Origin of the sequence: Mesorhizobium sp. M1348 (genome assembly GCF_040317925.1) — a bacterium.
Lineage (GTDB): Bacteria > Pseudomonadota > Alphaproteobacteria > Rhizobiales > Rhizobiaceae > Mesorhizobium.
The window spans coordinates 63,100-89,990 of the sequence record NZ_JAMYLH010000022.1 but is presented as its reverse complement, the minus strand read 5'-3'; the positions used below and the strand labels follow the sequence as shown (position 1 = coordinate 89,990).

At 63.7% G+C, this 26,891-nt stretch carries 28 protein-coding genes and 1 pseudogene; 22 read left to right on the top strand and 7 right to left on the bottom strand.

Annotated features, from left to right (window positions below; translation table 11 throughout):
- From NKH13_RS26975 to NKH13_RS26935, 9 genes are all read left to right on the top strand, one after another.
- The coding region (locus tag NKH13_RS26975; RefSeq protein WP_352915704.1) for a hypothetical protein at positions 1–1,098 on the top strand (1,098 nt) is incomplete at its 5' end.
- A 31-nt stretch (positions 1,099–1,129) separates the two neighbouring features.
- Positions 1,130–1,582, top strand: a complete 453-nt coding sequence (locus NKH13_RS26970) for an OmpA family protein (protein WP_352915702.1) — start codon at positions 1,130–1,132, stop codon at positions 1,580–1,582.
- Positions 1,539–2,333 (top strand): tetratricopeptide repeat protein, encoded by a 795-nt coding sequence (locus NKH13_RS26965; protein ID WP_352915699.1) that lies wholly within the window; start codon positions 1,539–1,541, stop codon positions 2,331–2,333. Before NKH13_RS26970 ends, NKH13_RS26965 begins: the two co-directional genes overlap by 44 nt.
- Before the next feature lie 250 nt (positions 2,334–2,583).
- Positions 2,584–3,591 carry an aldo/keto reductase gene (locus tag NKH13_RS26960; protein ID WP_352915698.1) on the top strand — a complete coding sequence of 336 codons (1,008 nt, stop codon included), beginning with the start codon at positions 2,584–2,586 and terminating at the stop codon, positions 3,589–3,591.
- A gap of 233 nt (positions 3,592–3,824) precedes the next feature.
- Positions 3,825–4,775, top strand: a complete 951-nt coding sequence (locus NKH13_RS26955; RefSeq protein WP_352915710.1) for a substrate-binding domain-containing protein — start codon at positions 3,825–3,827, stop codon at positions 4,773–4,775.
- Positions 4,776–4,848: 73 nt separating this feature from the next.
- Positions 4,849–6,417, top strand: a complete 1,569-nt coding sequence (locus tag NKH13_RS26950; RefSeq protein ID WP_502908343.1) for a sugar ABC transporter ATP-binding protein — start codon at positions 4,849–4,851, stop codon at positions 6,415–6,417.
- Positions 6,414–7,430 carry an ABC transporter permease gene (locus tag NKH13_RS26945; RefSeq protein WP_352467912.1) on the top strand — a complete coding sequence of 339 codons (1,017 nt, stop codon included), beginning with the start codon at positions 6,414–6,416 and terminating at the stop codon, positions 7,428–7,430. Before NKH13_RS26950 ends, NKH13_RS26945 begins: the two co-directional genes overlap by 4 nt.
- A 100-nt stretch (positions 7,431–7,530) precedes the next feature.
- Positions 7,531–7,899, top strand: coding sequence for an endonuclease domain-containing protein (locus tag NKH13_RS26940; RefSeq protein ID WP_352721187.1), 369 nt, complete (start codon positions 7,531–7,533; stop codon positions 7,897–7,899).
- 88 nt (positions 7,900–7,987) lie between these two features.
- The gene (locus tag NKH13_RS26935; protein WP_352721186.1) at positions 7,988–8,485 is read left to right on the top strand and encodes a GNAT family N-acetyltransferase; all 498 of its coding nucleotides are present in this window, start codon (positions 7,988–7,990) and stop codon (positions 8,483–8,485) included.
- Between the two features lie 63 nt (positions 8,486–8,548).
- Here NKH13_RS26935 and NKH13_RS26930 read toward each other — a convergent pair whose 3' ends face one another.
- From NKH13_RS26930 to NKH13_RS26920, 3 genes are all read right to left on the bottom strand, one after another.
- Positions 8,549–8,764: a hypothetical protein gene (locus NKH13_RS26930; RefSeq protein ID WP_352915695.1), complete on the bottom strand. Its 216-nt coding sequence runs from the start codon at positions 8,762–8,764 to the stop codon at positions 8,549–8,551.
- A gap of 104 nt (positions 8,765–8,868) precedes the next feature.
- Complete coding sequence (gene groL, locus NKH13_RS26925) at positions 8,869–10,500, bottom strand: chaperonin GroEL (RefSeq protein ID WP_352915693.1); 1,632 nt, start codon at positions 10,498–10,500, stop codon at positions 8,869–8,871.
- A gap of 59 nt (positions 10,501–10,559) precedes the next feature.
- Complete coding sequence (locus tag NKH13_RS26920) at positions 10,560–10,874, bottom strand: co-chaperone GroES (RefSeq protein WP_352721181.1); 315 nt, start codon at positions 10,872–10,874, stop codon at positions 10,560–10,562.
- A gap of 362 nt (positions 10,875–11,236) precedes the next feature.
- Here NKH13_RS26920 and NKH13_RS26915 point away from each other — a divergent pair, with 362 nt between their 5' ends.
- Positions 11,237–11,506 (top strand): usg protein, encoded by a 270-nt coding sequence (locus NKH13_RS26915; RefSeq protein WP_023718102.1) that lies wholly within the window; start codon positions 11,237–11,239, stop codon positions 11,504–11,506.
- Between the two features lie 110 nt (positions 11,507–11,616).
- Here NKH13_RS26915 and NKH13_RS26910 read toward each other — a convergent pair whose 3' ends face one another.
- Both NKH13_RS26910 and NKH13_RS26905 read right to left on the bottom strand, forming a co-directional pair.
- On the bottom strand, positions 11,617–11,886 hold the full coding sequence (locus NKH13_RS26910) for a DUF982 domain-containing protein (RefSeq protein ID WP_352721179.1): 270 nt from the start codon (positions 11,884–11,886) through the stop codon (positions 11,617–11,619).
- Positions 11,887–12,020: 134 nt separating this feature from the next.
- Positions 12,021–12,233 carry a hypothetical protein gene (locus NKH13_RS26905; protein ID WP_292664633.1) on the bottom strand — a complete coding sequence of 71 codons (213 nt, stop codon included), beginning with the start codon at positions 12,231–12,233 and terminating at the stop codon, positions 12,021–12,023.
- Positions 12,234–12,578: 345 nt separating this feature from the next.
- On the opposite strand from NKH13_RS26905, the gene NKH13_RS26900 reads away from it, so the two are divergent.
- The 8 genes and pseudogenes from NKH13_RS26900 to NKH13_RS26865 all read left to right on the top strand — a co-directional run bounded on the left by NKH13_RS26900 (position 12,579) and on the right by NKH13_RS26865 (position 20,282).
- Positions 12,579–13,055, top strand: a complete 477-nt coding sequence (locus tag NKH13_RS26900; protein ID WP_352915691.1) for an Hsp20 family protein — start codon at positions 12,579–12,581, stop codon at positions 13,053–13,055.
- Between the two features lie 29 nt (positions 13,056–13,084).
- Positions 13,085–13,606 (top strand): Hsp20/alpha crystallin family protein, encoded by a 522-nt coding sequence (locus NKH13_RS26895; RefSeq protein WP_352915689.1) that lies wholly within the window; start codon positions 13,085–13,087, stop codon positions 13,604–13,606.
- Between the two features lie 67 nt (positions 13,607–13,673).
- Positions 13,674–14,354 (top strand): hypothetical protein, encoded by a 681-nt coding sequence (locus NKH13_RS26890; RefSeq protein WP_352915686.1) that lies wholly within the window; start codon positions 13,674–13,676, stop codon positions 14,352–14,354.
- A gap of 110 nt (positions 14,355–14,464) precedes the next feature.
- On the top strand, positions 14,465–15,067 hold the full coding sequence (locus NKH13_RS26885; RefSeq protein WP_352915684.1) for a CDP-alcohol phosphatidyltransferase family protein: 603 nt from the start codon (positions 14,465–14,467) through the stop codon (positions 15,065–15,067).
- Between the two features lie 26 nt (positions 15,068–15,093).
- Entirely contained in the window at positions 15,094–16,881 is a 1,788-nt protein-coding gene (locus NKH13_RS26880; RefSeq protein ID WP_352915682.1) for a bifunctional alpha/beta hydrolase/class I SAM-dependent methyltransferase, read from the top strand.
- Positions 16,882–16,883: 2 nt separating this feature from the next.
- A pseudogene (locus NKH13_RS26875) lies at positions 16,884–18,215 on the top strand (phosphatase PAP2/dual specificity phosphatase family protein); the annotation flags it as partial.
- A 446-nt stretch (positions 18,216–18,661) separates the two neighbouring features.
- Positions 18,662–19,324, top strand: a complete 663-nt coding sequence (locus tag NKH13_RS26870) for a lysophospholipid acyltransferase family protein (protein ID WP_292664595.1) — start codon at positions 18,662–18,664, stop codon at positions 19,322–19,324.
- Positions 19,325–19,346: 22 nt separating this feature from the next.
- The gene (locus NKH13_RS26865; protein WP_023675663.1) at positions 19,347–20,282 is read left to right on the top strand and encodes a phosphatidate cytidylyltransferase; all 936 of its coding nucleotides are present in this window, start codon (positions 19,347–19,349) and stop codon (positions 20,280–20,282) included.
- Positions 20,283–20,413: 131 nt separating this feature from the next.
- Here the strand turns inward: NKH13_RS26865 and NKH13_RS26860 are convergent, their stop codons facing one another.
- The gene (locus tag NKH13_RS26860; RefSeq protein WP_352915679.1) at positions 20,414–22,411 is read right to left on the bottom strand and encodes an AI-2E family transporter; all 1,998 of its coding nucleotides are present in this window, start codon (positions 22,409–22,411) and stop codon (positions 20,414–20,416) included.
- Positions 22,412–22,671: 260 nt separating this feature from the next.
- Between NKH13_RS26860 and NKH13_RS26855 the strand changes: the two genes are divergently transcribed.
- The 3 genes from NKH13_RS26855 to NKH13_RS26845 all read left to right on the top strand — a co-directional run bounded on the left by NKH13_RS26855 (position 22,672) and on the right by NKH13_RS26845 (position 25,760).
- A complete protein-coding gene (locus NKH13_RS26855; RefSeq protein WP_352915676.1) occupies positions 22,672–22,968 on the top strand; it encodes a hypothetical protein in 297 nt (98 codons plus the stop codon).
- A gap of 407 nt (positions 22,969–23,375) precedes the next feature.
- The gene (locus NKH13_RS26850; RefSeq protein WP_352481647.1) at positions 23,376–23,597 is read left to right on the top strand and encodes an alkylphosphonate utilization protein; all 222 of its coding nucleotides are present in this window, start codon (positions 23,376–23,378) and stop codon (positions 23,595–23,597) included.
- Between the two features lie 192 nt (positions 23,598–23,789).
- Positions 23,790–25,760 carry an acyltransferase family protein gene (locus NKH13_RS26845; RefSeq protein ID WP_352915673.1) on the top strand — a complete coding sequence of 657 codons (1,971 nt, stop codon included), beginning with the start codon at positions 23,790–23,792 and terminating at the stop codon, positions 25,758–25,760.
- 230 nt (positions 25,761–25,990) lie between these two features.
- Here NKH13_RS26845 and NKH13_RS26840 read toward each other — a convergent pair whose 3' ends face one another.
- Positions 25,991–26,269, bottom strand: coding sequence for a DUF2285 domain-containing protein (locus tag NKH13_RS26840; RefSeq protein WP_352915671.1), 279 nt, complete (start codon positions 26,267–26,269; stop codon positions 25,991–25,993).
- A gap of 230 nt (positions 26,270–26,499) precedes the next feature.
- Here NKH13_RS26840 and NKH13_RS26835 point away from each other — a divergent pair, with 230 nt between their 5' ends.
- Positions 26,500–26,817 (top strand): hypothetical protein, encoded by a 318-nt coding sequence (locus NKH13_RS26835; protein WP_352915668.1) that lies wholly within the window; start codon positions 26,500–26,502, stop codon positions 26,815–26,817.
- Positions 26,818–26,891: the final 74 nt, after the last annotated feature.

Below are 26,891 nucleotides of genomic sequence, written 5' to 3'. Positions count from 1 at the left end.
CGGACGCAGGTAAGAGAAGCCGCCCGGGCACCGCCACCGGATGCGGTTACGCTCGATCGCCAGCGGGCAGAGCTCGTGGCTCAGATCGAGAAGCTGCGGCAGGACGCGACCGCCGACCGTGCGGCCGTGGCGCAGCTGCGGACGCAGGTAAGAGAAGCCGCCCGGGCACCGCCACCGGATGCGGTTACGCTCGATCGCCAGCGGGCAGAGCTCGTGGCTCAGATCGAGAAGCTGCGGCAGGCGGCGACCGCCGACCGCACGGAGCTGGCGCAGTTGCGAGCGCAGGTGAGCGACATCGCTCGGGCACCGTCACCGGATGCGGCCGCACTCGATCGCCAGCGGTCCGAGCTCGTGGCTCAGATCGAAAAGCTGCGGCAGGCGGCGACCGCCGACCGTGCGGCCCTGGCGCAGCTGCGGACACAGGTGAGAGAAGCCGCCCGGGCACCGTCACCGGATGCGGTTACGCTCGATCGCCAGCGGGCAGAGCTCGTGGCCGAGATCGAAAAGCTGCGGCAGGACGCGACCGCCGATCGCACGGAGCTGGCGCAGTTGCGAGCGCAGGTGAGCGACGTCGCCCGGGCGCCGTCGCCGGATGCGGCCGCACTCGATCGCCAGCGGTCCGAGCTCGTGGCTCAGATCGAGAAATTGCGGCGGCAGGCGACGGACAATCATGCCGGCATGGATCGCCTTGAAAAGCAGATGGATCGCCTTGAAAAGCAGTTTGCTGAAGCATTTCAGCCTCAAGAGTCGTCTCAGCCTCAGTCTACCGCAACCATCGGCACATCGCCTGATATCGTTCTGCCCCCAGATACAACTCCACGAGTCATTCTGCGCTTTGCGCGTAACCGCGATTCCGCGCGGACACGAGCGGCGACCCTTGAGCGGAGTCTGCGAGCCCAGGGGCTCGACGTCGTAAAATCTGGCAATTCACCCACAAGCTCTCGGGCAAACGAAGTCATGTACTTTTATAATGAAGATCGACCAAGCGCAGAGCGTATAGCGGCTGGGCTTGTGGAAGCTGCACTCATCCAGCGCGCATTTGCGGACGATGGTTCACTCCCCCGCCCCGGAACTATCGAAGTGGCAATTGGGCGGTAACTAGTAAGGTAGCGCAAAACAGGAGTCTGATATGAACCTCAGTTGCTTTGTTCGCCATCTCGCCTTTATTGTCCTGTTGGGAAGCACATCTGCTTTCGCGCAAACAGATCCGCCTTCGCCCGCGACGCCGGAAAGCGCGAAACCACAAAGTGGACCGGCCCCATTGGTCATCCATTTCGGCACCGGCAGCAGCACAATTCTTCCCAAGGACAGAGAAGTCCTCGATCAAGCGTCTCGCGCCTTCAACGAGGGCAAGCCGCAAGTCATGATCGTTACTGGCAGTGCCGATCGTGTCGGAACACCAGCGCGGAACCTCTTGCTTTCTCAGCGCAGGGCGACAGCGGTGCTGAAAGCTTTGCTCGATCGCGGACTTCCGGTCGACCGGTTCCAGGTCCTGGCGAAAGGCGAAACAGAACTCGCGGTTCCGACCGAAGAGGGTATTGCCGAACCTGAAAACCGTCGTGTCGAGATCACCTGGCGCTAACGCCGTGCGCCGCTTCGTGACCGCGGCCAGTCTATTGCTCGCGTTCGCACAGTCGGTGACGCCGGCTAGCGCCGAGGATCCGAGTGCTTTGTTTCGCGAGGCATTGCGACAAGACTTGATGGGCGGGCCGACAGGTGCTCGGCTCGCCTTCGACATGTACCGCCGTGCTGCAGAAGCGGGTCTGCCCGAAGCACAATTCAATGTTGCCATCATGCTTGACAGCGGCCGCGGCGTGTCCCCGGATATGGCGCAAGCCGCCACATGGTACGCGCGTGCGGCCTCTCATGGCATTCGAAGAGCGGCATATAATCTCGGCCAGCTTTACGAGGCAGGGCAAGGCGTTCCGCAAAACGTCGATCTCGCCCGTGCGTGGTTCAAAGCATCCGGTCTCCCGGCTGCTCGCGCGCGCCTGACTGCCATTCGCTCTGATGGCGCAAAGGCCGCGACGCTTTCCGCTCCAATACTCATCGCGCCTACATATGGCGAGTTGATTGGCTCCAGCGCAAATAGTGTCGAGCTCGTGTGGACGGCACGCCAGCAACCAGAGGGAGTGCGCTTCTTCGTGGAGTTGCTCGCACTTGTGCCATCTGGTTCAAGTGAGATCTATTCCGGCTTTGTCGATATTTCGAGCCTGAACGTGGCTCTCTCAAGTCATAAGGGAGCCTTCGCATGGCGCGTGCTCGCCGTGGCACGAAGGGGTGGCCGCTACGCTGCCAGCGATTGGTCTTATATGCGCACCGCTGCCAACTGATGGTGTGATTGGTGGCGATCGCATCAATCAAGGCCACGGGTGGTCCGAAGCTAGCTGCTTCTGGCCTTTCCGGCCCGGACCACCCGCCTCCTTGCGCCTTCCCAAGACAGCGGACACTGTAAGCGCATCGATGCGGCGCACTTTGACCTGGATTCAAATGGCCGGTCAGCTATCGGCTGTGGAAACCCAACCGGCGCGCTATATGGGATATGGCGGCTTGGACTGCGACACCGACCCCGGAGAACCTCAGATGACATTGACAAAGCGCAAACTCGGCAGCCAGGGGCTGCAAGTCTCGGCAATTGGTCTCGGCTGCATGGGCATGAGCCAGTCATACGGTCCGGCCGACGAGGCGGAGTCGATCGCCACGCTGCACCGCGCCATCGAGCTCGGCTGCACGTTTTTCGACACGGCGGAGGTCTATGGGCCGTTCGCCAACGAGGAACTGCTCGGCCGCGCGCTGAAGGGCCGGCGCGACGCGGTGACGATCGCCACAAAGTTCGGCTTCCGCATCGAAAACGGCAAGCAGATCGGCACCGAGCGCGACAGCCGGCCAGAGCATATCCGCGAGGCTGTCGAGGGCTCGCTCAGCCGGCTCGCCACCGACCATATCGACCTTTTGTACCAACACCGCGTCGATCCGGCCGTGCCGATCGAAGACGTCGCCGGTGTGGTCGGCCGACTGATCGCTGAGGGCAAGGTCCGCTTCTTCGGCCTGTCGGAAGCCGGTGCCACCAATATCCGCCTGGCACATGCGGCGCATCCGGTATCGGCGGTGCAGAGCGAATATTCGCTTTGGGAGCGTAATCTGGAGCCGGAAATCATTCCCCTGCTGAAGCAGCTCGGCATCGGCCTGGTGCCGTTCTCGCCGCTCGGCCGCGGCTTTCTCACGGGCGATGTCAGGCGTGCAGAAGACTATTCGGAGGGCGATTACCGGCGCGGCGACCCGCGCTACCAGGGTGCCAACTATGACGCCAACATGCAGGCGGCGGCCACTGTCCTTGAATTTGCCGCGGCGAAGCGCGTCAAGCCAGGTCAGATCGCGCTGGCCTGGCTGCTCCACAAGGGGAGCGGCTTCGGCGTCGACATCGTGCCGATCCCCGGCACCAAGCGCAGAAAATACCTCGAGGAGAACGTCGCCGCGGCTTCGATCAGGCTCGACGCCGCCGAGATGCAGGTGCTCGACGACGCGCTGGCGCCCGGCAAGGTCGCCGGTCCGCGCTACGGCGAGCGCACCATGGTGATGATCGATCGGTAGGTCTTGCCTTCTCCCGTTCTTGCGCAAAGCTCCGGCCTTGGCTAGCATCCGCGTGCCGGCGCCGAGCGGAGGAGAAAACGTCGCGGTGGACCGGTTGGAGCGCCGTTGCGTCCCCTCATTCAAAGCGAGTTGGGCGCTCAAAGGACACTCCATATTTTGGATCGACGCAGGAACTTGCCGGAAACCCATTCCGGTTTTGGGGCTCGTGCGCTTATGTGGAGGAGACTACATTGATCAACAGACGTGAATTCCTGCTGTCGTCCGCGGCGATGGGCGCCTTGGCGCTGGCCGCTCCGCAATTGGCTTTTGCCCAGGACAAGCTGACCATCCTTGGTTCGGTGCCGAGCCTCGGCTTTCCGTTCTTCGTGCACATGCTGAACCAGATCAAGGCTGAGGCGCAGGCGCAAGGCGTCAACCTGGTCGAGAGCGACGGCCAGAATTCGGCGCCCAAGCAGACCGCCGATATCGAAGCGGCACTCGTGCAGAAGGTCAACGCCATCGTCATCTCGCCGCTCGACGTCAACGCGCTGGCCCCAGCTATCGAGGAAGCGGTCAAGGCCGGCGTTCCCGTCGTCACCATCGACCGCCGCGTCGAGGGCGTCGAAGGCATCCTCGCCCATGTCGGCGCCGACAATGTCAAGGGCGGCGAGGCCGAAGCGCAGGCCATGGTGGCGGCGTTCCCGAACGGCGCCAAGATCTTCCATCTGCAGGGTCAGCCCGGCGCCGGCCCGGCGATCGACCGTAACAAGGGTGTCCACAACGTCCTGGATCCCATGAAGGACAAGTACCAGATCATCTTCGAGCAGACCGCAAACTTCGCCCGCGCCGAGGCGCTGTCCGTCACCGAGGCAGGCCTTGCCGCCAACGGCAAGCCCGACGCGATCATCTGCGCCAATGACGACATGGCGCTTGGCGCGGTTGAAGCCTGCGCGGCGCGCAACTTCACCGACGTCAAGATCTATGGCTTCGACGCGCTTCCCGAAGCGCTGGTCGCCGTGCGCGACGGCAAACTGGCCGGCACGGTCGAGCAATTCCCCGGCGAACAATCGCGCACCGCCGTGCAGATCGCGGTCGCGTACGCCAGGGACAAGACCGAGCCGAAGGAAAAGCTGGTGCTTTTGACGCCGATCGTCATCGGCAAGGACAATCTCGACAAGGCGGAAAGGCTGGGCGAGACGAAGTAGGCAAAGCCGGCAGGCCAGAGGGGGTGCTGTCCCGCCAGCCTTGCGTGACAACCGAATGATCGAGGAGCAAACTTTGCCCAAGGCAGCCGCTATTGCGCCCTCTCCCGCCCTGCTCACCGTCGAGGGTGTGACCAAGCGCTTTGCCGGCGTCACCGCGCTGAACGACGTTTCGCTCGAAGTCCGCCCCGGCGAGATACTCGGCCTGCTCGGCGAGAACGGCGCCGGCAAATCGACGCTGCTCAAGATCCTGTCCGGCGTGATGCCGCCGTCCAGCGGCCGCATCGTTTTCGACGGGGTCGAATTCAGCCCGCACAATCCGCAGGATGCCAAGCGCCACGGCATCGTTACCATCTACCAGGAACTGAGCCTGATCCCGACGCTGACCGTGGCGGAGAATATCTTCATCGGCCGCGCACCGCTCGGCCGGTTCGGGCTGGTCAGCTGGCGGAAGATGGAGGAAGATTCGCGCGCGATCATCGCTCGCGTCGGCCTCGACCTCGACCCGGCGACGCCGGTGTCGGCGCTGTCGGTGGCCGAGCAGCAGCTGGTCGAGATCGCCCGGGCGCTGTCGCTGAAGAGCCGCTTGATCATCATGGACGAGCCGACCTCGGCGCTGACCGAAACCGAAGTGCACAGGCTGATGTCGATCATGGGCCGGCTGCGCAAGGACGGCGTCGCCATCATGTTCGTCACCCACCGGCTGGAAGAGGCATCGGCGATCTGCGACCGCATGACGGTGCTGCGCGACGGCAGGCTGGCCGGCCATCTCGACCGCGAAGGTGGGCCGATCAGACTGCCGAAGATCATCGAGAAGATGGTCGGCCGTGCCGCTTCCGAGCTCTATGCCAGGCCGACCCAGCGCGATGTCGCCGGCGACGTCCGGCTCTCGGTGCGCGGCCTGCGCACGGTGCGCGATCCGCAGGCGCCGCACGCCATCGTGCTCGAAGGCGTCGATCTCGACCTCAAGGCCGGCGAAATCCTCGGCGTCGCCGGGCTCGTCGGCTCCGGCCGCACCGAGCTCGCCCGTGCCATCTTCGGTGCCGACCGCATTGCCGCCGGCACCATCAGGCTCGACGGCAGGCCGATCGCGCCGGCCTCACCCGCCGATGCCATCGAGCTCGGCATCGGCCTGGTGCCGGAGGACCGCAAGCACCAGGCAATCTTCGCCGCACTCGCCATCCTCACCAATTTCTCGATCGCCGCGCTCGACCGCTACTCCAATGTCGGCTTCATGGCCGAGCGGCGCGAGCGCGAGGCGTTGGCGAACTACAGGAAGACGCTGTCGATCCGCATGGCCTCGCCCGAGCAGGCGATCGAGGGACTGTCGGGAGGCAACCAGCAGAAGGTCATCCTTGCCCGCTGGCTGGCACGCGATCCCAAGGTGCTGATCGTCGATGAACCGACGCGTGGTGTCGATGTCGGCGCCAAGGCGGAGGTGCACCAGATCCTGGTGGAGCTCGCGGCGCGCGGCATCGCCATCATGATGATCTCGTCGGAGCTGCCCGAGGTGCTTGCGGTGTCGGACAGGATCGTCACCATGCGGCGCGGGCGCATTACCGGCGAGATGCCCGGCATCGAGGCGACCGAGGAGAAACTGATGGAACTGATGGCGCTCGACCAGAAGCAGGAAGCAACGCAATGACCAGCACGACCGAACGGAGCCAGCGCGGCGGCGTCAATATTGCGCGCCTGCTGATGAGCTTCGGCCCACTGATGTTCCTGGCGTTGCTGATCGTCGTCTTCACCGTGCTGAAGCCGAGCTTCATCGACCCGATCAACCTGTTCAACATCATGCGCCAGATCTCGATCACCGGGCTGATCGCGCTCGGCATGACCTTCGTCATCCTGACCGCCGGTATCGACCTGTCGGTCGGCTCGCTGCTCGCCTTTTGTGGCATGGTCGCGGCCGTGGTAGCCAAAGGCGGCACCGCCAACACGCTGTCGCTGTCGACAACGGGCACGCAAGGCTATGGCTGGTTCGCCGCCCTTCTCGCCGCCGTCGTCGTCGGCGCCGTGGCCGGCGGCGCCCAGGGCTTTGCCATCACCAGGCTGAAAGTGCCGCCCTTCGTCGTCACGCTCGGCGGCCTCACCGTGTTTCGCGGCCTGACGCTGACAATCTCCAATGGCGGTCCGATCTCCGGCTTCGACGCCTCGATGCGCTGGTTCGGTACCGGCCTGATCGGCCCGGTGCCGGTGCCGGCGATCATCTTCGCGATTGCCGCAATCCTGTGCCACATCGTGCTGCGCTACACGCGCTACGGTCGCGCCGTCTACGCCGTCGGCGGCAATGCCGAGGCCGCGCGGCTCTCCGGCCTGCGGGTCGACCGCATCCTGATCTCGGTCTACATCATCGTCGGCTTCTTCGCCGGCCTTGCCGCCTTCGTTTTGTCGGCGCGGCTCAACTCCTCCGAAGCCGTGGCCGGCATCGGCTACGAGCTGACGGTGATCTCGGCGGTCGTCATCGGCGGCACCTCGCTGTTCGGCGGCATCGGCAGCGTCGGCGGCACTGTAGTGGGCGCAGGGCTGATCGGTGTGCTGCAGAACGGCCTGCAGTTCAACAACGTCTCGTCCTACACGCAAAGCATCGTCATCGGCCTGATCCTCATCCTCGCCGTGGCCTTCGACCGCTGGCTGAAATCGCGGGTGAGGCGGTGATGGTGGAGGAGCGGTAGCTATCCAGGTCGGCAGGACAGAGGGGGGTGTTCAAGCGCAGCGTAGAGGGATAGGCAAGTTTCGCGCGAAGGGAATAGAAGTAGTGAACCACTATCCCGTACCTCCCAGTAACCGCGGCAATGCGCGCAAAATGCGCAAGTCGATGACTGATGCCGAGCTGAAGCTCTGGAACGAGGTCCGGGCCCATCGTCTCATGGGACTGCCATTTCGCCGCCAGATGCCCATCGCCGGCTTTATCGTCGATTTTGCCTGTCCGGACAAAAAGCTCATTGTCGAGTTGGACGGCTCTCAGCATGCCGAGGCCGAAGCTTCGGCATCGGATGCTGCAAGAAGCTCGCGCCTTGAAGCGCTCGGCTGGACTATCCTGCGCTTCTGGAACGACGACGTCATTCGCGATATCGATAATGTCTGTCAGCACATCGTAATCGTGGCCGGCGCGGATGTGCGCTGAACTCGGCCGTGCAGGGTCGGTGGGACAGCACCTCTCTGTCCTGCCGAACATCTCCGCTCAAAGGGCAGGTTTCTGAGGCGAGGTGCCAATGACCCAGATAAGGACCATGACCGAACAGGACGTGCCGGCGGTGTCTCGGCTACTTGGAGAGTCCTGGCGATACACCTATTCGCCGATCCTGGGTGCCGAGACTACGGCACGGCTGTCGGATGAGAAGCACGCGCCGGAGCGGCTGGCGGCCGAGCTCAGGGACGACAGCAAGATGTCCTTCGTCACCGAGCGGGCTGACGGCTCGCTCGCCGGCTACGCGATGGCGGCGATGGACGACAAGGGCGAGGTCATGCTCGAGCGGCTCCATATCGACAAAAGCGACTACGGCACCGGCTTTGCCGCCGACCTGCTGCACGCCGTTCTTGCCGCGCATGCGGGTATTCCCAGCATCGCACTGGAAGTGATCGAGGGCAACGACCGCGCAATCGCCTTCTATCGCAAGCACGGCTTCGAGGTCGTCGAGCGCCGGCCGGCTGCACACGGGGTGGGCGGCCACGCCTCGCTGATCATGCGCCGGCTGCTGCCACGGGCTTAAAGCGCTGTCGGTGAAGCTGCCAATCTCCCCACTAGAGCAGGCATTCGCGCATCCGCGCCGCAATCATTGGCGCTCCTCCTTGCCGGCCCCCACGCGTTGAGCCGCCAGAAACATCAGCGTGTAGGCCGCCTTGCGGCGATCCCAGCCGGCCGACTCAGCCATATCCAGCAACCCGTCGACCAAAGGCGCCAGCGCCGCCCTGCAATCGGTTTCATAGTTGAAATCGTTCTTCGGGCGGGTCGGCGCGGCGATCTTTCCAAGACTGTCCGTCATATCCATGGCAACACCTGCTCAGCATCAGTTCCCGGACCGGCAAGACCGTGCCCGCCTTTGGCGGACACGGTCCATCTGCCGTTTCGAAATCGCGCTTTGGAAGCCTGACCTTAGAAGTCCATGCCGCCACCGCCGGGCATCGGAGGCATGGGCGTTTCCTTCTTCGGCTTCTCGGCCACCATCGCCTCGGTCGTCACCAGCAGCCCGGCAACAGAGGCCGCACCCTGCAGCGCAGTGCGCACGACCTTAGCCGGATCGATGACGCCCTGCCCGTACAGGTCGCCGAACTCGTTGGTCTGGGCGTTCCAGCCATAGCCGAAGTCGGTCGTCTCGCGCAGCTTGCCGACGATGATCGAACCTTCCGCACCGGCGTTCTCGGCGATCTGGCGCACCGGCGCTTCGATGGCGCGACGCACGATGTCGACACCGGTCTTCTGATCGGGATTGTCGACGACGACGTTATCGAGCGCCTTCGCCGCCCTCAGCAGCGCCACGCCGCCGCCGGGCAGGATACCCTCCTCGACCGCCGCGCGTGTGGCGTGCATGGCGTCGTCGACGCGATCCTTGCGCTCCCTGACCTCGATCTCGGTCGAGCCGCCGACGCGGATGACTGCGACGCCGCCAGCGAGCTTGGCCAACCGCTCCTGCAGCTTCTCGCGGTCGTAGTCGGAGGTGGTTTCCTCGACCTGAGCCTTGATCTGGCTGATGCGCGCCTGGATTTCATCCTTGCGGCCGGCACCGTCGACGATGGTGGTATTCTCCTTCTCGATCAGCACCTTCTTGGCGCGGCCGAGCATCTCCAGTGTGACGTTCTCGAGCTTGATACCGAGGTCTTCCGAGATCGCCCTGCCGCCGGTCAGGATGGCGATGTCTTCGAGCATGGCCTTGCGGCGATCACCGAAGCCCGGCGCCTTGACGGCCGCAACCTTCAGGCCGCCGCGCAGCTTGTTGACGACCAGCGTCGCCAGCGCCTCGCCTTCGACGTCCTCGGCGATGATCAACAGCGGCTTGCCCGATTGCACGGCGGCTTCGAGCACAGGAAGCATGGCCTGCAGGTTGGACAGCTTCTTCTCGTGGATCAGCACATAAGGTTCTTCGAGTTCGACGCGCATCTTATCCTGGTTGGTGATGAAATAGGGCGAGAGGTAGCCACGGTCGAACTGCATGCCTTCGACCACTTCCAACTCAGTCTCAGCGGTCTTGGCTTCCTCGACAGTGATGACACCCTCATTGCCAACCCTTTCCATCGCCTCTGCGAGGAAGCGGCCGATCTCGGCATCGCCATTGGCAGAGATGGCGCCGACCTGAGCGATTTCGTCGTTCCTGGTCACCTTGCGGGCATTGGATTTCAGGTCGGCGACGACGGCGTCGACCGCCTTGTCGATGCCGCGCTTCAAATCCATCGGGTTCATGCCGGCAGCGACCGCCTTGGCCCCTTCCCTGACAATGGCCTGAGCAAGAATCGTCGCGGTCGTGGTGCCATCGCCTGCGGTGTCGCTGGTCTTCGAGGCGACCTCGCGCACCATCTGCGCGCCCATATTCTCGAACTTGTCCTCCAGCTCGATTTCTTTGGCGACAGTCACGCCGTCCTTGGTGATGCGCGGGGCGCCGAACGACCTATCGAAGACGACATTGCGGCCCTTGGGACCGAGCGTTACCTTCACCGCATTGGCGAGAATATCGACGCCGCGCAGCATTTTCTCGCGGGCTTCGGTATGAAATTTCACATCTTTGGCAGCCATTGGATCACTCCTTCGAATAGGCAGCTTTTCGTTGACTGGAATGCTTGTTGAGGCCCCGCTCAGGCGGCCCTCTTCATCTCGCCGGCGCCCTCGATAACGCCCAGCACGTCGCTCTCTTTCATGATGAGCAGATCCTCGCCATTGAGCTTGATCTCGGTGCCGGACCATTTGCCGAACAGGATGCGGTCGCCGACCTTGACGTCGAGCGGCTGCAACTGGCCGCTGTCGTCGCGCGCGCCCGGACCGGCGGCAATGACCTCGCCCTCCTGCGGCTTCTCCTTGGCGGTGTCGGGGATGATGATGCCGCCGGCGGTCTTCTCTTCGACCTCGATACGGCGGACCAGGATGCGGTCGTGCAATGGACGGAACGTCATGTCGTTCTCCTCTCGGGACAAACAGATTTTCGAAGATCCTCCTGACCGGACCGGCAATAATCGGCCCGGCACGGGGTGCACGACCCTTCGTCAGGCATCGCGCGCATACGAACTAGTCGCGCTTTTTTCAGCTTTCAAGAGGATCCCGCAAAAATTTTAGCACTCGACACCTGAGAGTGCCAATACCCTGTAATCGTTCGCACATTAGTCGCCTCAGGTAAAATGCGCCTGAAATTTGGCAGGATTTTTCAAAATCCCGTCCGCCGGGAGCCGCTCGCGGCGGCTGGAACCTATGTGGAAGGCGAGGCGTTTTGCAGGCCGAGATTTCAACAGACCGAGATTTCAACGGAAAGGACGATCGCATGACCAGCAGGGACTTTCAGCTCCAGATGCAAGGGTTTGGCCTCACCACGGCGGAGATCCACTACCGCCTGCCCGATCATCGCAGCCTGCTGCAGCTCTACATCTGGCAGGAGTACGATATTGCCCCCGATTTCCCGACGCTGAAGCATTTCCTCGATTTCTGGGAGCGCGAGATCGAAGGCCCGCTGCATTCGGTGCGCGTCGCCCATCATCACCTGATCCAGCCCTCCGAATGGCGGGCCGTAAACGGCATTATCACCGTCCACTGAGGAGCAAGCCGATCAGCCGCTAGACAGCTGACAAAGTCTCCGAGGTGGGGGAAAGGCAGCTGCCTCTCCCCACTTGTCTTGGATCTCACATTATCGGCGGGGGGGCCGGGCTAGCCGGCGTGGTCGACAGGCTTGCGGGCCGATGCGAGCAATCCGGCCTTGCGCGCCGCCCTGACGAAGGCCTTGCGCGCATCACGCGCGGTACGCCAACCGTCGAGCGCGTCGCGGCAGGTCCGATAGGCGGCGCGCCAACTCCGGCCGCGTGCACGGTCCGCCCACTGCTGGCGCATGCATTCGATGGCTTCCCAACTGCTGGCGACCTTGCGCTCGCTGGATTGGAATTTCAACGTGATCGGCTCGGCAAAGCGGACGTCGTCCATCACTTCCTCCTTGTTTTCTGATCGTCTTCTTGTTTGAGCAAGCAACGTTATGCTGGCAGGCACCGACGGCCGGCCGGCGCCGCCGAAGGTGGTCTTCTCTTTGCGCGGTTCAAGAGCATCGCGGCAACAGCCGGTTATTCCTCCTCGTCCGGCCCTTGCAGCAGTTCGATCAGCATCGCTACTCTTGCCGTCGGCAGCGGTCGGCCCTCGTTCACCAGCGCCTCGTCGGCGGCGATCCAGGCCAGGGCCTCACGCAATTCCTGGACCGTCCCGTCCGTCGCCGCAATGTCGGCGATAACGGCGTCGTCGACCGGGCCCAGCACAGAAATGATCTCGTCGCGTGTCATGGTCAGCTCCATCTGCGAGTGCCGGGAATGGGCCCGGCAACACAAGAATCTGGGTCTTGACCTGCGGCAGACAATAACCGGCCGGGGAAGTCAGCGTTGGCGATTGAAGCCAAACAGGCAATCTCCTGCCGGACATCTCGCCGCAAGCGGGGAAATTGGCAGCCTCGCCGAACCGACCGAAAAACCGGCCCGAAAAACCGGCAACGCGAAAGCCACCGGGTCTTGACTTGCGGCGGACAGTAACCAGATCGAAGGCACCGGTCGCCGAAATGGGGCCGGCGAAACCAGGGAGCGCCAGCTCTTTGGCGCTCCTCGTATCTATGTTGCTCGATGGAGGATGTAGCTATGAGAACCGCATTCGATTTTTCCCCGCTCTATCGGTCGAGCATCGGCTTCGACCGCGTTTTCAACCTGCTGGAAAATGCTCCGCAGGCTTTCGACGCCTGGCCGCCCTATGACATCGCGCGCAGGGGCGAGAACAACTACCGCGTCACCATCGCCGTCGCTGGCTTTTCCGAGGACGACCTCGAGATAACCCACGAGCCGAACCTCCTGATCGTCTCGGGCCGGTACAAGGATCCGGACAACGCGGAATATCTGCATCGTGGCCTCGCCGCGCGGCCCTTCACCCGCCGTTTCGAGCTTGCCGATCACGTCAAGGTCGCAGGCGCCTCGCTCGACAACGGCCTGCTCAGCATCGATCTGGTACGTGAGGTGCCCGAGGAGATGAAGCCTCGGCACATCGCCATCGGGACCGATGTCGCCTCGCCGAAGACCGGGCCGAAGGTCACGCAGGTCGAAGCAAACAAGCAGGCTGCCTGAACGCACCAGTCGAGAAAGGAGACTATGCAATGGCTATTCGTGATCTCATTCCCTGGGGCCGGGAGAACAATCAGGCCCCCAGCCTGTTCCGCCACGGCGATCGCGATCCCTTCCTGACGCTGCATCGCGAAATGAACCGCCTGTTCGACGAGGCGTTCCGCGACCTCGACACGCGGCTGCCGTCGCTCGGTAGCTTCTCCGCTGCCCGCACCAGCTGGCCGAGTGTCGAAATCTCCGATGGCGAAAAGGAGATCCGCGTCACCGCTGAGATTCCCGGCATGGACGAGAAGGACGTCGAGCTACTGCTCGACGATGGCGTGCTGACGCTGCGCGGCGAGAAGCGCGAAGAGACCGAGGACAAGGACAGGCAGTTCTCCGAACGCTTCTATGGCCGTTTCGAGCGGCGGATCCCGCTCGGCTACGAAGTCGACGAAGACAAGGTGAACGCGGCGTTCCGGAACGGCGTGCTAAGCGTGACGCTGCCGAAGCCGGAGCGCGCCCAGGCCAAGGCCAAGCGTATCGCCATCAACGACGGCAACGGCAAGTCCTGATGGCTCGCAGCAGGACGACGCCCCTTCTGCCCTGCCGGTTCCGGCGGGCAGAGGGGGGCAAATGTCGATGACCCGTTCTCCCGACACTCCGGTTCCGCCTGACCAGGCGCAGCACGCCCTGCAGTGCCTGACGACCGAGCATTTCGTGCTGCAAAACGCTCGCGCCGCGACCATTCAGGAAGCGAACCAGCGAGCCGATCTGTTCCTGACCTCGGTCTCGAGCGCAACGATTGCCTTGTCCTTCGTCGCGCAGGTCACGGAGATGGGCAGGCCGTTCGTGTTGTTCAGCCTTATCTTGCTGCCTTGCCTTTTCTTCATCGGCCTGGTCACCTTCGTGCGCGCTGTGCAGGTTGCCATCGAGGACATGGTGCATGCCCGCGGCATGGCCAGGATCCGCCACTATTTCGTCGAACTGGCGCCCGTCCTGCAAAGATACCTTGTCAATTCCACGCATGACGACCCCTCGGCGGTGCTGGTCGACAAAGGTCTCAGGCCCTCGCCGCTGCAATATTTCATGACCACCGCGGGGATGGTGGGCACGATCAACGGCGCCATCGCCGGCGTCTTCGCCGGCATCGTTGTTAAGTCCGCTTTCGGCGGAGGCATGTCGCCCGGCGTGATTTGCGGGCTGGCGGCCTTCGCGACATGCATTCTCATCCTGCGGCGCTATCATAGTCGCGCCTGGGCGGCGGCCGAAGAAAGCTTGCCCGCACGGTTCCCAGGCGACAATGGCGACAGCGAAAGCTAGCGCCGACGCAACCGGATGTCGAAAAGTGGCAGGGCGCCGCCCTTGCGTCTTGCGCGCCAATTGACCATCCTCGCCAACATCACTTTGCACCGCGGCCGCGGGGTTCGCATATGCCGACGCTTTATGCGCTGAAACCGGCCTTCCAGGCCAGGCTGCGGCCGCTTGCCGACGGCCTGGCCAGGGCGGGCATCACCGCCAACCAGATCACGCTGCTGGCCTCGGCCCTCTCGCTCGCCACCGGCCTTGTGGTGGCAGCCCTTGCCGGCCACCGCGTGGTCATTCTGCTGATGCCGCTCGTGCTGTTTATGCGAATGGCGCTGAATGCGATCGACGGTATGCTCGCAAGGGAACATGGCCAGGCCTCGAAGCTCGGCATGTATCTCAACGAGCTCTGCGATGTTGTCTCCGATCTCGCTTTGATCCTGGCCTTTGCCGTCATTTTTCCTGCCTGGGGCGTCGTTGCATTTGCTATCGCGGCGATGATCACGGAGTTCGCCGGCGTGCTCGGCATCGCCGCAGGAACCGGGCGCAACTATGCCGGCCCGTTCGGCAAAAGCGACCGGGCGCTGGCGCTTGGCATCCTCGCCGTGCTTATCGCGTCCGGCCTGTGGGTCCCGGCGCTCACGCCGCTCGTGTTTCCGGCCATGGCTACACTCTCGCTGGCGACCGCCATCAACCGGATACGCAGCGGCCTTAACGGGAGCGGCAGCTGAATTCCGGTCTCGCCAGGGAGAACAACATGCTTCACCAAGAGACGGTTGCCGCCGTGGCTCCAGCCAACATCGAGCGGGTGGCGCAGGAGCGCAGCTTCAAGAGCCATGACGGCACTGAGATCTTCTATCGCTATTGGCCGGCACTGTCGGAAAACCGCAAGGGCGCCATCCTGCTGTTCCACCGCGGCCACGAGCATGGCGGCCGCATGGCGCATCTGGTCGACGAGCTCCAGATGCCCGACCACGCCTTCTATGCCTGGGATGCGCGCGGCAATGGCCGCTCCGCCGGCGAGCGCGGCTATGCGCCGTCGTTTGCCGCGCTGGTGCGCGACATCGATTGTTTCGTGCGCGAGATCGGCAGCGACGGCTTTGCCCGGCGCGACATCGCGCTGATCGCGCAATCCTTCGGCGCCGTGCTTGCCGCCGCCTGGGTGCATGACTATGCGCCCGACATTCGCGCCCTGGTGCTGGCCTCGCCGGCCTTCTCGGTCAAGCTCTACGTGCCCTTCGCCAAGCAAGGCATTGCGTTGTGGCAGAAGCTGAAGGGCCGCTTCTTCGTCAATTCCTACGTCAAGGCGAAATTCCTGACGCATGACCCCGAGCGTATCGCCTCCTTCGACGCCGACTCGCTGATCACCCGGCCGATCGCCTCCAACATCCTGGTCGAGCTCTACGACCATGCCGCGCGCATGGTCGCCGACGCCCGCGCCATCACCGTGCCGACACAGCTTCTGATCTCCGGCAGCGACTGGGTGGTGCGGCATGGACCGCAGCACGAGTTTTTCGTCAATCTGGCGAGCCCGGCCAAGGAGCGGCATGTGTTGCCCGGCTTCTTCCACGACACGCTTGGCGAGCGCGACCGCCACAAGGCACTCGACCTGATCACGCCTTTCCTTGAAAAGCAATTCGCGGCGCCGGAAAAGCCGGTCGACCTGACCGAGGCCGACCGCGCCGGCTACACACGCGACGAGGCCGACCGGCTGGCCTCGCCGCTGCCGCTGCTGTCGCTAAGGGGCCTCTACTGGGCGATGAGCCGCGCCTCGATCCGCATGGGCGCCTGGCTGTCGTCGGGCATGAAGACGGGGATTGCCACCGGCTTCGATTCCGGCTCGACGCTCGACTATGTCTACGAGAACGAGGCGCGCGGCATCAGCCCCATCGGCCGCATGATCGACCGCACCTTTCTAGATGCCATCGGCTGGCGCGGCATCCGCCAGCGCAAGCTGCATCTGGAAGAGCTGATCGGCAGCGCCGCCGAGACGCTGAAGGCCGCCGACCGGCCGGTCCATATCGTCGATATCGCCGCTGGCCATGGCCGCTACGTGCTCGATGCCGTGCAGAAATGCGCCGAGCCGCCGGCAAGCGTACGGCTGCAGGATTTCTCCGAGCTCAACGTCTCGCTCGGCCGCAAGCTGATCGCCGAGCGCAGGCTGCCGGCGACTATCTCGTTCCATCAAGGTGACGCATTCGACGCCACCACGCTGACCGGGCTCGACCCGGCGCCGGATCTCGCCGTCGTCTCGGGGCTCTACGAATTGTTTTCCGACAATGCCATGATTGCCCGCTCGCTCGGTGGACTGGCCGGCGCCATGCAGCCCGGAAGCCTGCTCGTCTACACCAATCAGCCTTGGCATCCGCAGCTCGAGATGATCGCGCGCAGCCTGACCTCGCACCGCGGCGGCCAGGCCTGGGTGATGCGCCGCCGCACGCAGGCCGAGATGGACCAGTTGGTGGCGGCCGCCGGCTTCGAGAAGCTCGACCAGCGCATCGACCAGTGGGGCATCTTCACCGTTTCGGTCGCGCGGCGCGTCTGAGCATGAACTTGCCTGCCTCTGCCTTTCCTCACGATGCCCCTGCCCTTCCGGCCTTGCCGCGCGAGCCATATCCCGGGATAGTCCTGCGCGCCGCCCTGTGGCTTGCATTTCTGGCGCCGTTCTTCTACGCCACCTACGGCTTCGCCAATTGGCTGGCGTCGCGGCGCGACGACGTCGGCAGCATCGTCTTCGGCTGGGAGCATGGCGTCCCGTTCCTTGCCTGGACGATCGTGCCCTACTGGTCGATCAACCTGTTCTATGGCTTGTCGCTGCTGTTGAACAATTCGAAGAGCGGCGTCGACCGCCTTGCCGGCCGCTATCTGACGGCGCAGCTCGTCGCCGTCGCCTGCTTCATCCTGTTCCCGCTGACGGCGACCTTCGCGCGCCCGCAGACGAGCGGCCTGCCCGGTTTCATGTTCGCCGTACTCGGCGGCTTCGACAAACCCTTCAACCAGGCGCCGTCGCTGCATATCGCGCTGCTGGTCATCATCTGGGACCATTGGCGTCACAGATTGACCGGCATTGCCGGCGTCGCCTGGCATTTCTGGTGTTTCCTGATCGGCGCCTCGGTGCTGACGACGTGGCAGCACCATTTCATCGACATTCCGACTGGCGCGCTGCTCGGCCTTTTCGCGCTGTGGCTGTTTCCGCGCGACGGCGAGCTGCCGTTCGCCGGCTTCCGCCTGAGCGCTGACCCGAAGGCGCGGCGGCTGGCGCTGTTCTATTCGCTCGGCGCAACCCTTGCGCTGGCCGGCGCGGCTGCCGGCGCGTTGGTCTCGGCGCTGTGGCTCATCCTGTTGTGGCCGGCACTGGCGCTGGCCATAGTCGCTTTCGCCTATGCCGGCGCCGGCGCCAAACTGTTCCAGAAAACAGCCGATGGCCGCGTGTCGCTGGCCAGCCGTCTTCTGCTTTGGCCCTACCGCCTTGGCGCCAAGGCCAATGTGTGGGCGTGGACGCGAAAGTTTCCGGCGCAGATCGTCATCGCCGACGGTGTTTTCCTTGGCCGTTTTCCGACCGCCGCCGAGGCCGACCCCTTCGGCACGGTGGTCGACCTTGCCGGCGAATTGGAAAGACCGCGCGGCGCCTCCGGCCGCTGGGTGAGCGTGGCCATGGTCGATCTATTGCCGCCATCGCCGGAGGCGCGTGCGCAAGCGGTGGCGACGATCGAGGCGGCGCAGAGCCAGGGCACGGTGCTGGTCTGCTGTGCGCTCGGCTTCCAACGCAGCGCCGCCGTCGTCGGCGAATGGCTGGTCGCCAGCGGCCGGGCCGCCACGCCGGATCAGGCGCGAGGCAAGCTCGCCGCCGCGGGCCGGCCGGTGCATCTTGGCGTGGACGCGGCGAACATGACCGCCTATCGTGACAGGGCCGAAGCGTTCGCCGCCGGGCTGATGGTGCAGGTGGCATGGCCGCTGCTGTTGATTGCTGCTGCCTTGCTGGCGGCGCCGGTCATCGGCCTGGCGGCTGCGCCGCAAACATCGTCGCTATCCGCGGCGGCCTGGCTGATCGCCGCCGCGGGTGCCATAGCCACAATTATTCTCTCGGCCCTGCTTTTATTCGACGCGCTGCTGTTCCGGCTGATGGCCAGCCACGCCAGCGAGGCAGGCGGCGGTGCGGCGATCGACGACGTGCTGGCGCGCATGCGGCTGAAACCCACGGCGGCCGGCGGCCGCTCGCTCGACCAGCGGATGGCCGGCACGCGCCGTCTGCTCGCCAAGCAGCGTATCGCCTTCAGCCTGTTCGCGGCGGCCTCGGTCGTCGCGGCATTCTTTTGAGCCCGTCCATGACAAAGCTTCGCGTCAGCACCTATACCCTGCTGCAGACGGTGACCTCGGTCGGCCTGTCGGCACTGGCCTGGGTGGTCACCGGCGTGCGGCCGATCTGGAACGGCAGCCAGCCATCGGACCGGCAGCGTATCTACTTCGCCAACCATGCCAGCCACGGCGATTTCATCCTGCTGTCGGCCTGCCTCAGCGAGAAGGAACGCGCCCGTACCCATGCGGTGGCGGCCGCCGATTATTGGGGCAAGACGCGGCTGCGCCGTTTCATCGCCGAGGACATGCTGTCTTCCGTGCTGATCCACCGGCAATGGACGGATGAAACGCAGCACCCGATCTCGATCATGCTGTCGGTGCTCGACCAAGGCCATTCGCTGATCCTGTTTCCCGAAGGCACGCGCAACATGACCGACGAACCGCTGCTGCCGTTCCGCTCAGGCCTCTACAATCTGTCGATGGCGCGGCCCGATGTCGAGCTTATCCCGTGCTGGATCGAGAACATGTCGCGGGTGCTGCCCAAGGGGCAATTCGTGCCGGTGCCGCTGCTTTGCCGCGTCGTCTTCGGCGCGCCGATCGCCATTCAACCGGGTGAGGAACGCCGCGCCTTTCTCGACCGCGCCCGCGAAACGCTGCTGGCGCTGAACCCCCGGCCGCAGCGAGACGATTGAGGACCAAGGCAAAATGCTGCCGATGATGCACGAAACCCTCATTCTGATTGTCGGCCTCCTGGCGGTGCTGATCAGCGCCAGCGTCGTCGCCGGCGTCTTGTCATGGCGCGCGCCAAAGCCGTTGTCGCCGACGCTGGTCAACCTCACCCAGCGCATCAATGCCTGGTGGGTGATGGTGGTGGCGATCACCGTCGCCTTCTTCTTCGGCCGCCCCGGCATGACCATTCTGTTCGCGCTGATTTCGTTCGCCGCGCTGCGCGAATTCGTGACGCTGACACACAGCCGCCGCAGCGACCACTGGGTGCTGCTCGGCATGTTCGGCATCGTTATCCCGTTCCAGTACTGGCTGGTGTGGACCGCCTGGTACGGGCTCTTCACCATCTTCATCCCGGTCTACTGCTTCCTGCTGATGCCGGCGATCACCGCGCTGCACGGCGACACCGAGCGCTTTCTCGAGCGCGTCTCGGCGCAGCAATGGGCGGTCATGATTTCGGTCTACTGCGTCAGCCACGTGCCGGCGCTGCTGACGCTCGAGGTGCCAGGCTTCGAAGGCCGCAACCTGTTGCTGATCGCTTTCCTGATCATCACCGTGCAAGGCAGCGACGTGCTGCAATATATCTTCGGCAAGCTGTTCGGCCGGCATCTCCTGGCGCCGACGGTCTCGCCGTCGAAGACCTGGGAGGGGCTGGTCGGCGGGCTGGCAGCATCGAGCCTGCTCGGCGCGCTGCTGTCGTTCCTGACGCCGTTTTCGCCGCTGCAGGCAGCCGGCGTCGCCTTCATCGCCTGTCTGATGGGCTTCCTTGGTGGGCTGGTCGCCTCCGCCATCAAGCGCGATCAAGGCGTCAAGGACTGGGGCCATCTGATCGAAGGCCATGGCGGCATGATGGACCGTGCCGACAGCCTGGTCTTCGCCGCCCCGGTCTTCTTCCATACGGTGCGTTATTTCTGGACTGTGTGAAGACTGGCGCCGTTCGTCGCGGTAGCATCCGAACGGTTCAGCGCGACGCTTGCGAAGACACCTGATCCGTTTCGTTATTGCCGTTTTCGCGAAAGCGGTAATAACCCGACCTGCCGCGGTCTTCGCCGCGCTCATTTTGCCGCGGCGAGCGACTCTTTCTTGCGCGCCGGCGCCAGGCGGCGCACGCGGCGTTTGGCGGTGGTCTTCAGCGCCACCGGCGGAGCGCTGGACAACGCACCGAGCACCGCACCGACCATGCCGTGTGCGACGAAATCGGCGTTGATCTCATTGGCCAATCTGGCGTCTGCCTCCTGGTTGTCGCTGTCGGCTTCCGACCACAATACGATGCCCACCCGCAACCTTGGTTTGGCGCGTTTCAGCCGACGGACCAGGAACCGGCCGTGCTTGACGGAATCCCGGTTTAAAAATCCGACGACGACGGTATCGACAGCGTCGAGCTCAAGACGGCGAATGCTCCTCGGTTCCATATCGGCGAAGCTCGCTCTCAACACCGTGGCGCCCTGGATTTCGAGCACCTGCGCCAGCATGGCGGCAGCGGCATCGTCGAGTTCGCCGCGCCCTCCGCCGCACAGCACCGACATGCCCGTGCCATCCGGCAGTTCAGTTTCGTCCTCGCCCTGAACCTCCCCCTGAACCTGCTTGTCCTCGCGTGAGCCGTTGTCCTCGGCCGCGGCCGTATCGTCCTCTTCCGCCTCCTCCTGCGCGCTGTCGTCGAGGTTCGCCACCATCGTCAGCGCGCTGCCCGCGACCTGCTGTCTTTGCTCATCGCTCAACACACCACGCACCCGGTCCTGCTCGCCGAGCAGAAGTGCGGGAATCGCGACCTCGTCATAGAACTCGACCAGATATTTTTCCTCCAGCATCTCCTCGGCATGGTCCGTCGCTTCCTCGGGATCGCCGGCCAGCAGCCGCTGGTAAAGCCGGGCGTGCGGTTCGAGCACGGGTTCGTTGCCGAACAGAACGTCGAGGAATTCGAACTGCGGCACATGGCGGCCGAGCACGACGAGGCAGACCGTGAGCGGCGTCGACAGAACCAGGCCCAATGGCCCCCAGAGCCAGGTCCAGAAGATCGCCGCAACGATGATAGCCAATGGCGACAGCCCGGTGCGCGAGCCGTAGAGCCAGGGTTCGATCACGTTGCCGGTGATCAGTTCCACCACGACGAAAAGCCCGGCGGTCCATAGCACGAGCGACCAGCCGGGCGCCACGGCAAGCGCCAGGAACAGAGGCAACAGCGTCGCTATGACCGGGCCGATATAGGGGACGAAGCGCAGCGCCAGCGCCAGCAAGCCCCACAGCAATGGATTGGGTATGCCCAGCAGCCAAAGTCCGATTGCAATCGGGACGGCATAGACGATGTTCACGACCAATTGCATCAGCAGATACCGGCCGACGCGCTTGCCGGCATCCTGCAACGCCTCGGTGGTTCGATGCAGATCGCCGTAGCCGACGAGGCGTATGAAGCGATCGCGCAGATCCTCCCGCTCGAGCAGCATGAATATGACGACCACAACGATCAGTCCGGCCGATGCCAGCGGGCTCAGCAGCGGGCCGATCAGATTCTGGAGAACCTCGAGCGGTCGTTCGCGCGCGACGATTTCGACCGGGATCGGCTCCCGCGGAGGCTGATCGGCGGCGGGTTGTGCGGGCTCCGGTCTGTCGAGCTCCTGGCCGACGCGTTCGATCACCCGGCTCAATCTGGAAACGATGCCTCCGCCGACGCCGGTTTCCTTGAGCGACCGGACCTTGGTCAGGATATTCGCCTGGTAAAGCGGGATGTTCTGCGCCAGTTCACTGACCTGCGTGGCGACGATGAAGGAGAACAGAGCCAGCACCGTGAATGCGCCGAGCACGCTGGCGATTACGGCAGGAAGACGCGGAATGCCGGCTCGCTTGAGTGCCGATACCATGGGCACGAGCGCAAAGGTAAGCAGCAGCGCGATTGCGATCGGCAGAAAGACCTCGCGCCCGAAATAGAGCGCCGCGACGGCCGTCACGACCGACGCTACGCTGGGCAAGGATGTGCGCGGAAGCGCCCTGGCCGCGGAAACAATGCCCGCCCGCCGGGGCTCCGACAGGTGCGCGCCGTTTCGACGATTTGCCGCCACTTGATACCTCCACCCCGCCACCGCCATGATCGGGCATATTGAGCCGGCGTGCAACTTCGTAGCGTCTCACCCAGCTGGACGCCGATTGCGCTCGTCTGCAGCGCCGCAAATTCAGTCGTGGTAGAATTTTCTGCATTAATGGCGTCACGGGCAATCCTGTTCCATGCCTGCGCCAGAACGTGGAACTTTCGGGTCAAAACGCCGTTCCTTCGTAGATCGCTGATGGACAACCTCAAAGCAGCAGCTCTGGAGGAATGATCATGAACATCAAGATGCTTTGCATGGGCGCGATGGCGCTTTCGATGATGACCGGCGCAGCGCTTGCCGCCGGTGCCACTGGCACTTCGGCGCTCGACGATCCGCAGAAAATGACGCCCTTCTTCACCGACGCCGGCATGAAGAGCATGAAGTCGGAAGCCGAATTCAAGGCGGCATGGATGGCCATGTCCACGAGCGACCGGGCCATGATGTTGAAGGAATGCAGCGACGCAGGCATTGCCAAGATGCATGCCGACTTCTGCAAGATGGCCAACCAGCTCGGTGGCGCCAACAAGTGACCGCCGGCTTCTTGCCGATTGCAATAACGGACCAAGCGAAAGGGCGGGCAGCTCCGCCATTGTGCGACCTTCCTGTCCACACCGGCGGGCGCTCAGCTATTTGAACTCGTGCCGGAATATCTGCGTAATGAAGGCCACGGCTTTTGTTCGATTGCCGTGGCGCCATCGCATGGATGACGGCCTGGTCGGAGCGCATGTCGCGGAGCGGCAATGCCACTATGGGCCCAGGGGGGGTCCCGTCTGCTCGCAACCCGGGTTTTCCGATCGGCCGTCCGCATGGCATTGACAGCCGGCACGCTTGACCCAGTGGGCTTGACCCCCAGCACGCTTGACCTCGCCGCCAACTGTGGAATAGGCCGGGTAATGACCCAACCACCTCCGCACCGGAGCCCCACGAAAGACCCGACATGACTGACGCGATCGTAAGAGACAGCAATGGCACGGCGCTGCACGAGGGCGATTCCGTGACCCTGATCAAGGATCTCAAGGTCAAAGGCACCTCGGAGACGATCAAGCGCGGCACGCTGGTGAAGAATATTCGCCTCACCGGCAATCCCGGCGAGATCGAATGCAGCACCAGGCAGGTGAAGGGCCTGGTGCTGAAGACCGAGTTTTTGAAAAAGGCGTGATCGCCTCGGCACCTTCGCTTCCATATCAATCGCCCTCATGACTGAATCGCTCATGTGAGTGAATCGCCCGCGCGAGGAGCTGGAGGAGCTGCGCCCTCCCCCTATGTTGCACTGCGTTAGATTTGTTGCATTGCAATATCGGCGCATCGGGTCGAGCCTCTGCGAGGTGGGCATTCCTTGCATGAGGTGATTGTGTCGGCATCATTTCGGCCTGACATCGAAGGGCTGCGCGCACTGGCGGTGGCCGGTGTCATCGCCTTCCATTTTGGTCTCTCCGGCCTGCCCGGCGGCTTTGCCGGCGTCGACATCTTCTTCGTCATCTCGGGCTATCTGATCACCCGCCACCTGGTTACGGAAATCACCGAGACCGGGCGGCTGAACCTCTGGCGCTTCTATGCCCGGCGCGCCCGGCGCCTGTTGCCGGCGGCACTGTTCGTCATCCTCGCCACGCTGCTTGCGGGTTATTTCATCCTGTCGCCGGAGGAACAGGCGCTTTATTCGAAAGGCGCTATGTTCGCCTCCGCCTACATGATCAACCTTTGGCTGATCCGGTGGTCGTTCGACTATTTCGCCGCCGACGCCACCAACAACCCTTTCATCCACTTCTGGTCGCTCTCGGTCGAAGAACAGTTCTATTTGGCATGGCCGGCGCTGCTGCTTGCCGCCGCATTGCTGCGCCCCGGCAACCGCACCGCTATCGTCGTCATCGGCGTCGCCGGTGCGGCCTCCTTCGCCGCCTGCGCCTGGCTGACGGAAGTGTCGCAGCCCTGGGCCTTCTATTTCTCGCCGCTCAGGGCCTGGGAATTCGCCGCCGGCGGCCTCGCGACCATGGCACCGGCAAAGATCTGGCGCGACCGGCCGCTGCTGGCCACCCTCCAGGCATGTCTCGGGCTAGCGCTGATCGCGTGGGCCTATCTGATGCTGGACGAAGACTCGCCTTTTCCCGGGGTGAATGCGCTGGCGCCTGTCGCCGGCACCGTGCTGCTGCTGCTCAGCGGCAGCGGCGGCCGCAACCTGCCGAGCGCCGCGCTGGCGCTGCCGCCCTTGCAATGGTTGGGCCGGCTCTCCTATTCGCTCTATCTCTGGCACTGGCCGGTCATCGTCTATGCGGCAATGGTGGTTCCCAACCTGTCCATCCTGGACCGCTTTGCCTGCGCGGCGCTGACGCTGGTTCTGTCGATGTTCACCTATCATTTCATCGAGAACCCGATCCGCCGCAACGGCTGGCTGATGGCCGGAGCAGCGCGGGCGCTGGTGCCCGCCGTCGCGCTGACCGGCGCCGGCGTGGTCGCGGCCTACGGCAATGCGCGCTTTGCCGAGCACAATCTCAGCCCCGAACAGCACGTCATCGCCGACAGCGCTGCCCAGCTCTCCACCGTGCGCGCGACCAATGGCGGCTGCGTGCTCGATTTCGAGACCGTCAAGCCGAAGCCCTGCATGTTCGGCCGCAAGGATGCCCAGCGCTCGGTCGTGCTGTTCGGCGACTCGCATGCCGACCATTGGTCGACGCCGCTGATCAAGGCGGCCGAGAAGAACAACTTTCGCGTCGTCACCTTTCTCAAATCCTCCTGCCGGGCTTCGCGGGTGACGACCTGGAACTGGCGGCTGAAGCGCGACTACACCGAATGCGACCAGTGGCGCGAGCAGTCGGTCAAGGACATCATCGCGCTCCATCCGCAACTGGTGGTGATTTCGGAATTCTCGATCGGCAATGTGATGAAGGAATCGCCCGAGGAGTTGAAGCACGCCGATTGGCAAGCGCAGTGGCGAACGGGCCTCACCTGGACGCTTCAAGCCTTCAGCCAGGCCGGCATCAAGGTCGCGGTCATCAGGGACGTTCCCTACAATGCAAGCTACGCCGACAAATGCGTGGCGCGGGCGCTGTGGCGGGGCCAGACGCCCGCGACATGCGACACGCCGAGGATCATGGCGGCAAACGACGACATCGCCACCATAGAGCGCGACATCGTACGCTCGACACCGAACGCTGCTTACATCGACATGACCGACCGCTTTTGCGACCAGACCACGTGCCATGTCTTCATCGACGGCAAACTAGCCTTCCGCGACCGCCACCACCTGGCGACGCCCTTCGCCGAAACGCTGGAACCGGCGGTGGAACGGGCGCTGTTTTCGGATGTGATGGCGGCGGCTGTAAAGTAACAGTGCCGGATCTTGTCGGATCACGACCCAGCCCCCTCGGCAAGCAACCATACGGGCGTCAGCTGAGGATGAGACCCGCCAGGAAAACCGTAAGGATAAGCGACAGCGGAACTGCAAGAAGGCAGCACAGCTCGAAAGTATTGGCTCGCCAAGAAGTCATTGGTCGCTTTTCCATGTTGGCCTCCTCCCTCAACGGCCAGACCGAGACGGCAGTTCCGCTTAAACGGTGCTCATCCCCACCACTCAATATGCAATTGGCGCAGCTCGTTCCGCTTCCTGGTCATCCATCGTGCACGCGCCAGATGTGTCGCCCACGCCCGGAAAGCCCTCTCCGGCTCCTGCTCCGGATCAATGTGCAGAACGATGCGGGCGACCTCGCGCCAATCGGTCCCTTCCGCCGAAGCGTCGAGCAGCCGGACATAAGTAAGCATGCGATCTTCGTCATAACCGGTCAGCACCGAAGACGTCGGCGCTGCGTTCGCGATATGAAGGTTTGGCGGCTTTTGCATTGCGACCTACCAGCACTGGCGCATCGTAGCAGCCTATGAAGAAGCCCGCGCCCTTTGATCGGAGGATGCGGATTGAGATTCGGCTCGACAGTCGACAAATGCGGGCCTCGGGCGGGGGTTCCCCGCCCAGCTGGTCTCACGCCTCACCCATCGCGATCGGGTGGACGCAATCTATGTATTTTACTATGTATTTCAGTGGAACCTAATTTAGTCGACGCAATTGTGCGTGCGTGAGAAAGCGTGAAATCCAGACCGTCACTGAAGGCCGGCTATCGCGGGATCAGTTGGCCGATGACCCAGTGATTGCAGTCGATTTGACTGAACGGATATTACAGGCGGCCGAAAACGACAGGATTGTCTGCCTCGTCGTGGCAACGGAGCAGCTGGAAACCGACCGCATCGAGAAAGCGGAGCCTAAGGAGACCAGGATTGCCGCAAGCTTCGTCCGGGACTTTGAGGTGATGCTGCTTGTTCTTTATGCGGCCTACGCCCTCGCTGTGCTGGGTGCGACCGCTTTCATTTTGCTGGAACTGGGCCATATTCTGTAGGTCGGCAAGGTGACGGGACTGGCACCGCCCGATTGTCGCTGTTTGACGGGATACATAGGGCGCGGACCACAATC

Bases quoted from the DNA above. Each gene is read 5' to 3' on its own strand.
- NKH13_RS26960 (WP_352915698.1), top strand. From the start codon at position 2,584: ATGACATTGACAAAGCGCAAACTCGGCAGCCAGGGGCTGCAAGTCTCG.
- NKH13_RS26930 (WP_352915695.1), bottom strand. From the start codon at position 8,764: ATGGATATGACGGACAGTCTTGGAAAGATCGCCGCGCCGACCCGCCCG.
- NKH13_RS26865 (WP_023675663.1), top strand. From the start codon at position 19,347: ATGATGCACGAAACCCTCATTCTGATTGTCGGCCTCCTGGCGGTGCTG.
- NKH13_RS26890 (WP_352915686.1), top strand. From the start codon at position 13,674: ATGACCCGTTCTCCCGACACTCCGGTTCCGCCTGACCAGGCGCAGCAC.
- groL (WP_352915693.1), bottom strand. From the start codon at position 10,500: ATGGCTGCCAAAGATGTGAAATTTCATACCGAAGCCCGCGAGAAAATG.
- NKH13_RS26880 (WP_352915682.1), top strand. From the start codon at position 15,094: ATGCTTCACCAAGAGACGGTTGCCGCCGTGGCTCCAGCCAACATCGAG.
- NKH13_RS26935 (WP_352721186.1), top strand. From the start codon at position 7,988: ATGACCCAGATAAGGACCATGACCGAACAGGACGTGCCGGCGGTGTCT.
- NKH13_RS26850 (WP_352481647.1), top strand. From the start codon at position 23,376: ATGACTGACGCGATCGTAAGAGACAGCAATGGCACGGCGCTGCACGAG.
- NKH13_RS26915 (WP_023718102.1), top strand. From the start codon at position 11,237: ATGACCAGCAGGGACTTTCAGCTCCAGATGCAAGGGTTTGGCCTCACC.
- NKH13_RS26945 (WP_352467912.1), top strand. From the start codon at position 6,414: ATGACCAGCACGACCGAACGGAGCCAGCGCGGCGGCGTCAATATTGCG.
- NKH13_RS26885 (WP_352915684.1), top strand. From the start codon at position 14,465: ATGCCGACGCTTTATGCGCTGAAACCGGCCTTCCAGGCCAGGCTGCGG.
- NKH13_RS26910 (WP_352721179.1), bottom strand. From the start codon at position 11,886: ATGGACGACGTCCGCTTTGCCGAGCCGATCACGTTGAAATTCCAATCC.
- NKH13_RS26970 (WP_352915702.1), top strand. From the start codon at position 1,130: ATGAACCTCAGTTGCTTTGTTCGCCATCTCGCCTTTATTGTCCTGTTG.
- NKH13_RS26840 (WP_352915671.1), bottom strand. From the start codon at position 26,269: ATGCAAAAGCCGCCAAACCTTCATATCGCGAACGCAGCGCCGACGTCT.
- NKH13_RS26855 (WP_352915676.1), top strand. From the start codon at position 22,672: ATGAACATCAAGATGCTTTGCATGGGCGCGATGGCGCTTTCGATGATG.
- NKH13_RS26920 (WP_352721181.1), bottom strand. From the start codon at position 10,874: ATGACGTTCCGTCCATTGCACGACCGCATCCTGGTCCGCCGTATCGAG.
- NKH13_RS26870 (WP_292664595.1), top strand. From the start codon at position 18,662: ATGACAAAGCTTCGCGTCAGCACCTATACCCTGCTGCAGACGGTGACC.
- NKH13_RS26905 (WP_292664633.1), bottom strand. From the start codon at position 12,233: ATGACACGCGACGAGATCATTTCTGTGCTGGGCCCGGTCGACGACGCC.
- NKH13_RS26895 (WP_352915689.1), top strand. From the start codon at position 13,085: ATGGCTATTCGTGATCTCATTCCCTGGGGCCGGGAGAACAATCAGGCC.
- NKH13_RS26900 (WP_352915691.1), top strand. From the start codon at position 12,579: ATGAGAACCGCATTCGATTTTTCCCCGCTCTATCGGTCGAGCATCGGC.